Here is a 7,635-nt window from a genome sequence, read left to right on the forward strand (position 1 = left end):
ATAACAAAAAGGATGTTGAAATATTCAACATCCTTTTTGTTATTGTACATAAAATTATAAAATTAAAAAAACTCTCAATTCTTAATTATTTACTCTCAACTAAAAAGCGTGGTTTAGCAACTTTTGTTCTTATTTATGATTAAAATAATTAGTTTTTATAATTTTTTCACCTATCTCATATGCTTTTGAAACATGTTCTTCATCTGGTGGTTTAACATTTCCTATAATATGATTTCCTTTTATAGTTATTGCATCTCTATTAGTATTAACTAAAATTCTGCCCATAGTAGAATCTCTATACAAATTATCATCAATACCTAATAAGTAACATATTGTTGGAAGTATGTCTATTTGTCCACCTGTCTTATTTATAATTTTATGTTGCATATCTTTAGAGTAGATTATTAATGGAATTTTATGATCAACTTCATCCCACCAATTGTTCTCATAGTCAATGTCTTGAATATCTTCATTATAATACTTATGAACACCTGTATGATCCCCATAAATAACCAATACAGTATCATTTAGTAGCCCCGACTCATTTAATTTATTATAAAACATTTCTAATTGATTATCTGTATATAATATGCTTTCGAAATATCCTCCTAAGTAACTATCATTAACTTCATCAGGTAAGTTCAATTGTCTATATTTTTCATTTAAATCAAAAGGTCCATGATTAGATAAAGTAGGAAGTTGAATAAAAAATGGTTGCTTTATATCTTTAAGTTTATTTGCAGTTTGACTTAAGAAGCTTCTATCTGATAATCCATATCCAACACTTTCTTCATAAACGTAATCATTAATAGTCCAAAGTTCATTAGCTCCAAAACTATTTTTATGTAATTCAGTCCAATTAAATTCATTTGGCAATTCAGCATGAGATGATATAGTAAAGTATCCATCTTTTTGTAGAATTCTTGGAAGCGAATTAGGATAAACATTTTCTCCATAATTTAAAGCAGTTATTTTATTTCCTAATGGATACATAGAGGTATTGATCATAAAATCACAATCTATACTATTTCCTGCATTATTTTGTTCATAGAAGTTATTAAAATATAAACCTTCACTAGCTAGTTTATTTAAAAATGGTGTTATTTCTTTGCCATTTGTTTTTTGATTTATAACAAAGTTTTCTAAAGATTCTATTTGAAGAAATATAACATTTTTTCCTTTAAGTAATCCTTTGTATTCATTGTCTTCAATGTTTTCTTTATTAAAGGTTAACCAATCTTCAATTGCCTTTTTATCTTCATTAGAAGGTTTATCGTTAAAATACTTATTAATTGATCTTGTACCTTCTACTATATGATATCCTAAAGGGCCAGGGGCTTTTACCTCCATTAAGGTTGTCCATTGATTAAAAATTATGCTATCACCAAATTCACCCAATTGAAGGGCATCAACACATATGCATGATCCTATAATCATAAATACTGAAATTATCATTGTAGCAAAAAACTTTTTAAAACTTCTTTTATTATTATTTTCAATATTACTTTTAATGATCCAAGTTAACAATAATATAACATCTACAATGAATATAAAATCAACAGGTCTTAAATTAATAAGTGAATGTTGTAAAGGGTTAAATGTATTTTCAAAGAAAATATTTTTTAATCCTAATAAATCTCTATTAGCTCTAAAGTAAGATAAATCTGCTATTAATAGTATGGTATATAGTGAGTTTAATATAATATAAAAGATAGTTTGTTTATTCTTTGAAAATAGATAACCAAATGAATAAAATAAAAGAATAAATGCAAGATAAATAATCGCAAATTTAAAACTTAAATTTTTCTTTAATATTCTATCAGCAGTATCTATATTAAGAATGGATATGAAAAGAATGGTTTTTACTAACATAGCAACAATAATAAAAAGCTTTAATATTGAAACTCTATCAGAAAACAATTTTCTGCAATTTAATTTTTTCATGAATAGTAAATCTCCTATGTAACATAATATTTTTAACTATATATTTAAGAGTTGATATATAAATAAATAAAACTGGACAGAGTAATTGAACGTAAGAACACTAAAATAAGTATAGTCCAATTACAATGCTATGTTACCTATCGCATATATTAATTAATATTTAAATAGAGAATTATAAATATATAGTTAAATTAAAGTAAGCTCAAATTATTATCTTTTCTTCGAAAATATATCAGTTATTTTTGAGAATGTATAAGAAATAGTTATTATCAATAAAAGATCAAAAATAAAATTAAATAAGAATAATTGTTTTGCAGTATCAGCTCTACCATTTCCTACAAAAGGCATAGGGAACTGAATAGCAGCTATAAACATAATAGTCCATATTAAAAATATCTTATTTTTTAGCTCTCCATTATTTTTATTTCTTAAATAAAGCCAGCCACTATATACAAAAATTATTAAAAATACTGAAATTATAAATAATAAATTCTTAGGTAAATAATTTTCTTTAAAGTCTGACCAAGTAGTAAATCTATTAAAATCAATTGTTGGTTCAGAACTATATTCTATTGATGTTTTTCCTAATAAGGTGCTTGTATCAAAAGCTTTACTTGCAGTATATTGCATTCCTTCTATAAGTCTTAAAGGATGGGTTATATAGAATTTAGCTAATTTAGAGTTTCCTATTTTCCCATAAAATTCATTATTAGTTATTTCTGTTCTTGGAATGTATTTTACATATTCTTCATCACTTAAATAAGAATGTTTTCCAGCTTCTGAAGCCATGTCAGGATTAAGTCCTAAATCAATTAAATCTTGCTCTGGAGTTTTAGAACCGTTAAGTACACCGTAAAATACAGAGTTATATTGTGTGTCATTGCTTATATTTCCATTGAAAGCATTGAAAACAAGAGGATAAGACATAACTAAGCATAAGAAAATTATTATTGATACAAAGTTTTTCTTAGAAAGATATTGTTTATTGTCTAAAATTATTTTTAATAATAATATCATTAAAAATGGTACAGCAGTTACTACTTGCATTTTTGAACCTAAGAATAAAAATGTAGCTAGCAATATATATACTATTTTTGACATTATCTTATCATTATCTTTTTTTACATATTTATAGTTTATGTAATGTAAAAATGAAGCAATAAGTAATAATAATGTACATAACATCATAGGTTCACCATAGAAACTATTAAACCAAATTATATAATTCCCATCAAATAACATAAATAAACTTAAAATTCCTATAAAAGTTAGATTTAAGATATTTTTTATATTTAAATATTTTAATATCATAAATATAGAAAGAATATAAATAATACTATAAGCTATTGCTAAATATTCAGTTTTAAAAATATTGCTACTAAATAGTTTGCAAAAGATACTTATAATTAAAATTAAAAATCCAATACTAGATCCAATAATGGACCCAATAATAGTTTTGAAAAAATTAGATATTTTATAATTACTCACTATATAATCATAAAATCTAACGAAATTAGGATTGTTTTTATCAGAATCAAGCAAAGATATTCCTGAAGCATTCATAACTCTATCAAAGTCACCTTGATCAGCTACACCTACATGAGGATATTTAAATAATATAAAGGCTATTAAGCTGATTGAAGCTATTACAAAAGTTAAAAAAAGCAATCTATTATAATTACTTTTTAATTTAAATTTACTCATCATTTACGAAATTTCCCCCGTATAGTTTATTTTTGAAATTCATAAGCTTTATTATAGCATTATCTAAGGATAAATTTAATACTTATAATATATAAAACTTTATGTATAGTATTTGAAATTTATAAATATATATTTAATAATTGATATATTTTAAGTATTAGTCAGAAAAAATAAAATATTCTGAATATTTCAAAAAATAAAAAAGGAGTTTTTAAATATATTATTGAATAATATATTTAAGATAATAAGTATTTAAAGGAAAGGCAGGTGAAAGCCAACTCCTAAGGAAACTTATAGGTTTGGCTATGAATTTATGAGAAGTTATAATATTAAAAACTTAAGAAATATAGGGTTAATGGGTCATAGCGGTACAGGAAAGACTTCTTTGGTTGAAGCTATTTTATACTATTCTAATATAATTGATAGATTAGGAAATATAGAAGATGGAACAACTACTTTAGATTATGATGAAGAAGAGAAAAAAAGAAAGCTTACAATTTCACTTTCAGTAGCACCAATTGAAGTTAATGATGTGAAAATAAATATTGTTGATACTCCTGGATATTACGATTTTGAAGGCGAATATATTGAAGGCATGAGAGCTGTAGATGTAGGAATGATAGTTGTTAGTGGAGTATCTGGAATAAAGGTAGGAACAGAAAAGGCTTGGAAATATTGTAATAAAATAAAATTGCCAAGAACATTTTTTATAAATAAATTAGATAGGGAAAATTCTAGCTTTGATAAGGTTTTGCAATCACTTAAAGATAAATTTGGTATGAGTGTAGTTCCAATTCAATATCCCATTGGTTCTGAGGGAGACTTTGAAGGGGTAGTTAACATTATTTCAAATGAAGCTAAGGTATATAATCTTAAAACTAAGAAAACTCAAATAATAGATATACCAGAAAACTTAAAAAATAAAATACAAGAATGTAAAGAGATGATTATGGAATCAGTAGCAGAAACTGATGAAGTTTTACTTGAAAAGTATTTTAGTGAAGGAACTTTAAGTGATGAAGATATATATAAAGGCCTTATTAATGGGTGTGCTACTGGTGAAATTGCACCAGTAATGTGTGGTAGTTCATTAAAAGTTATAGGTGTTGATACTTTACTTGATAATATAATTGATTGTTTCCCATCACCAGAATATGCAATTCCACAAAAAGCTTTAAATATTGAAACTAATGAAGAGGAGTTTATAAGCCTTGACGAAAATAAACCTTTTTCAGCTTTGGTATTTAAAACAATTGCAGATCCATTCGTAGGAAAAATATCATTCTTTAGAGTTATGACAGGAACGGCAACAGAAGATAGTAATGTGTTAAATTCTAATAAAAATAAATTGGAGAAATTTTCTCATATGTATTTTATTAGAGGAAAGAATCAAATGCCAACTAAGAAAGTTATAGCTGGAGATATAGGTGCTATATCTAAATTACAGTATACAGATACAGGAGATACTTTATGTGATAGTAACTTTAAAATATTATATGATAAAATGAATTTTCCTGTTCCAGTTATTTCAATGTCTGTGATTCCTAAGACTAAAGGCGATGAAGAAAAGATATCTCAAGCTTTAACTAAATTAAAAGATGAGGACTTAGTTTTTGATATAACTAGGGATAATGAAAGTTCAGAAATAATCATATCAGGCCTTGGTGAAACACATATAGATATAATTGCAAGTAAGATTAAAAATAAATTTGGTGTGGATGTTATATTAAAAGCACCTAGAATTCCTTATAAAGAAACTATAAAATCGTCATCAGATGTAAGAGGTAAGCATAAGAAACAATCAGGTGGACATGGACAATATGGTGATGTAGTAATAAAATTTGAACCTAGAAGTGATGGAGAGACAGATTTGGAATTTGTAGATAAAGTAGTTGGTGGAGCTGTACCAAGAAACTTTATACCAGCAGTAGAAAAAGGTTTAAGAGAATGTATTGAACATGGAGTTCTTGCAAAATGTCCAGTTATAGGGCTTAAAGCTACATTGCATGATGGATCATATCACCCTGTGGATTCATCAGAAATGGCATTTAAAGTAGCGGCATCGGTAGCTTATAAAAAGGGTTTAGAAGAAGCTAAACCGATACTATTAGAGCCTATAATGAAACTACAAGTAACTGTTCCAGATGAATATACAGGTGATGTTATGGGTGATATTAACAAGAAGAGGGGGAGGATCATTGGAATGGAACCAAAAGATTCAGCTCAAGAAATAACAGCTGAAATTCCTCTTTCTGAGATAAGCAGATATGTAACTGAATTAAGATCTATTACACATGGTAGTGGAAGCTTTAAAAAGGAGTTCTTAAGATATGAAGAGGTTCCAGAAATGGAAGCAAATAAAATAATAGAGAATTTAAACTCTGAAGAAAAGTAAAAGTATAAATTGAAAGCATAATTAAAAGAGATATAAGCACCAGGAAATAATGGTATTTATATCTCTTTTTACATATTAATAATTAGAATAATATTAATTAATTAAAGGAATAATAAGTTATATAAATAACTAAATTAAAAAATAAATGTGAGGTAAGTAATTGATGTCAACATATAGTATGGATATTACAGGAATCCTTGGATTAAGTGAATATAGCAATATTTTTGATTACTTTAGTATTGTAGATCATGGTGATGATTTTATAATAAGAATAAATGAAGAAAATAAGGAAAATATAAAATTTATTAATTCTATGCTTGAAGATAATAAATTTACTATTAGTGATGCGGGTTTTAACTCATATGGTTGTTACTCTATAAGTGCATATAAAAGAAAATAAAATATTGATTTTAAATTTACATTCCTTTACACTAAATATTATAGTATAATGTAAATATATTAGAACCGTTACCGGTGAGAAAAATTAACAATTAGTATTCAGTATGGAGGATAAATTTATGCAAAAATTTGTAGTAGGGGTTGACTTAGGAGGAACTAAAATAAGTACAGCTTTATCAAATTTAAATGGTGAAGTTATTAGCCAAACAACAGTTCCGACTAATGCACACGAGGGAGAAATTCCTGTATTAAATAGAATAATAGACTCGGTAGATAAGGTAATAAAAGATGGTGGAGTTACATATAAAGATGTAAAGGCAATAGGTATTGGCTCTCCAGGACCACTTGATGCAGAAAAGGGAGTAATAATATATACACCTAATCTTCCATTTAAAAACTTTAATTTAGTAGATCCACTAAGTAAAAAGTTTGAAGTACCTGTTTTCTTAGATAACGATGCAAACGTTGCTACTATTGGTGAATTTATGTTTGGAGCAGGAAGAGGTGCTAAAAACGTATTATTCTTTACAGTAAGCACAGGCGTAGGCGGTGGAGCTATATTAGATGGAAAAATATATAGAGGTCATACATCAAACGCATTAGAAATAGGTCATATGACTGTAGCTCCTGATGGTCCAAGATGTAATTGTGGAAATATTGGTTGTGTAGAAGCAACTTCATCAGGAACAGCTATAGGAAAAAGAGGTAAAGAAGCTATAGGAAGTAAAGTTGAAACATCATTAAGAAAATATGATGAGATAACTTCATATGAAGTATTTGTAGAAGCAGCTGCTGGAGATCCAGTATGTAAAGATATAATAGATAATGCATTAAATTATTTAGGAATAGCTGTTGCAAATGCGGTATCAATTTTTGATCCAGAAGTAATAATAATTGGTGGAGGCGTTTCAAAAGCTGGAAATATTGTATTTGATACAGTAAGAAAAGTTGTAGATAAGAGATGTTTTAAATCAATGGCTGAATCAGTTAAGATTGTACCAGCAGGACTTGGAACAGATGCAGGTGTTGTAGGAGCAGTAGCTTTAGCATTACTTGAAACTGCAGAAAATTAATTTAAATAAGATTTTTATAAGACCACTTAACAGTGATGTATATTGCAGTTAAGTGGTTTTTATTTATGTAATAGGCTATGTTTTAGCAGAGTGTTGATATATGCCACTTTACCTATTGCA

Annotated in this window: 5 protein-coding genes; 3 read left to right on the forward strand and 2 right to left on the reverse strand. The window is 26.8% G+C overall.

From position 1 onward, the window contains the following. Positions 1-129: 129 nt before the first annotated feature. Together NG904_RS16335 and NG904_RS16340 are read right to left on the reverse strand one after the other, a co-directional pair. Positions 130-1,944 carry an LTA synthase family protein gene (locus tag NG904_RS16335; RefSeq protein WP_252232752.1) on the reverse strand — a complete coding sequence of 605 codons (1,815 nt, stop codon included), beginning with the start codon at positions 1,942-1,944 and terminating at the stop codon, positions 130-132. A gap of 210 nt (positions 1,945-2,154) precedes the next feature. Further along, entirely contained in the window at positions 2,155-3,651 is a 1,497-nt protein-coding gene (locus NG904_RS16340; protein WP_252232754.1) for a YfdI family membrane protein, read from the reverse strand. Positions 3,652-3,961: 310 nt separating this feature from the next. Here NG904_RS16340 and fusA point away from each other — a divergent pair, with 310 nt between their 5' ends. The 3 genes from fusA to NG904_RS16355 all read left to right on the forward strand — a co-directional run bounded on the left by fusA (position 3,962) and on the right by NG904_RS16355 (position 7,515). Next, a complete protein-coding gene (gene fusA, locus NG904_RS16345) occupies positions 3,962-6,043 on the forward strand; it encodes an elongation factor G (RefSeq protein WP_252232756.1) in 2,082 nt (693 codons plus the stop codon). 163 nt (positions 6,044-6,206) lie between these two features. Next, positions 6,207-6,443 carry a hypothetical protein gene (locus NG904_RS16350; protein WP_252216704.1) on the forward strand — a complete coding sequence of 79 codons (237 nt, stop codon included), beginning with the start codon at positions 6,207-6,209 and terminating at the stop codon, positions 6,441-6,443. Positions 6,444-6,561: 118 nt separating this feature from the next. Next, positions 6,562-7,515: an ROK family protein gene (locus NG904_RS16355; protein WP_252216701.1), complete on the forward strand. Its 954-nt coding sequence runs from the start codon at positions 6,562-6,564 to the stop codon at positions 7,513-7,515. The last annotated feature ends 120 nt before the right edge of the window (positions 7,516-7,635 follow it).

Source organism: Clostridium sp. ZBS15, assembly GCF_023845705.1.
GTDB lineage: Bacteria > Bacillota > Clostridia > Clostridiales > Clostridiaceae > Clostridium > Clostridium aquiflavi.

What these genes read in the sequence shown, in the direction of transcription:
- NG904_RS16335 (WP_252232752.1), bottom strand. Translation starts at nt 1,944, where the DNA reads ATGAAAAAATTAAATTGCAGAAAATTGTTTTCTGATAGAGTTTCAATA.
- NG904_RS16340 (WP_252232754.1), bottom strand. Translation starts at nt 3,651, where the DNA reads ATGATGAGTAAATTTAAATTAAAAAGTAATTATAATAGATTGCTTTTT.
- fusA (WP_252232756.1), top strand. Translation starts at nt 3,962, where the DNA reads ATGAGAAGTTATAATATTAAAAACTTAAGAAATATAGGGTTAATGGGT.
- NG904_RS16350 (WP_252216704.1), top strand. Translation starts at nt 6,207, where the DNA reads ATGTCAACATATAGTATGGATATTACAGGAATCCTTGGATTAAGTGAA.
- NG904_RS16355 (WP_252216701.1), top strand. Translation starts at nt 6,562, where the DNA reads ATGCAAAAATTTGTAGTAGGGGTTGACTTAGGAGGAACTAAAATAAGT.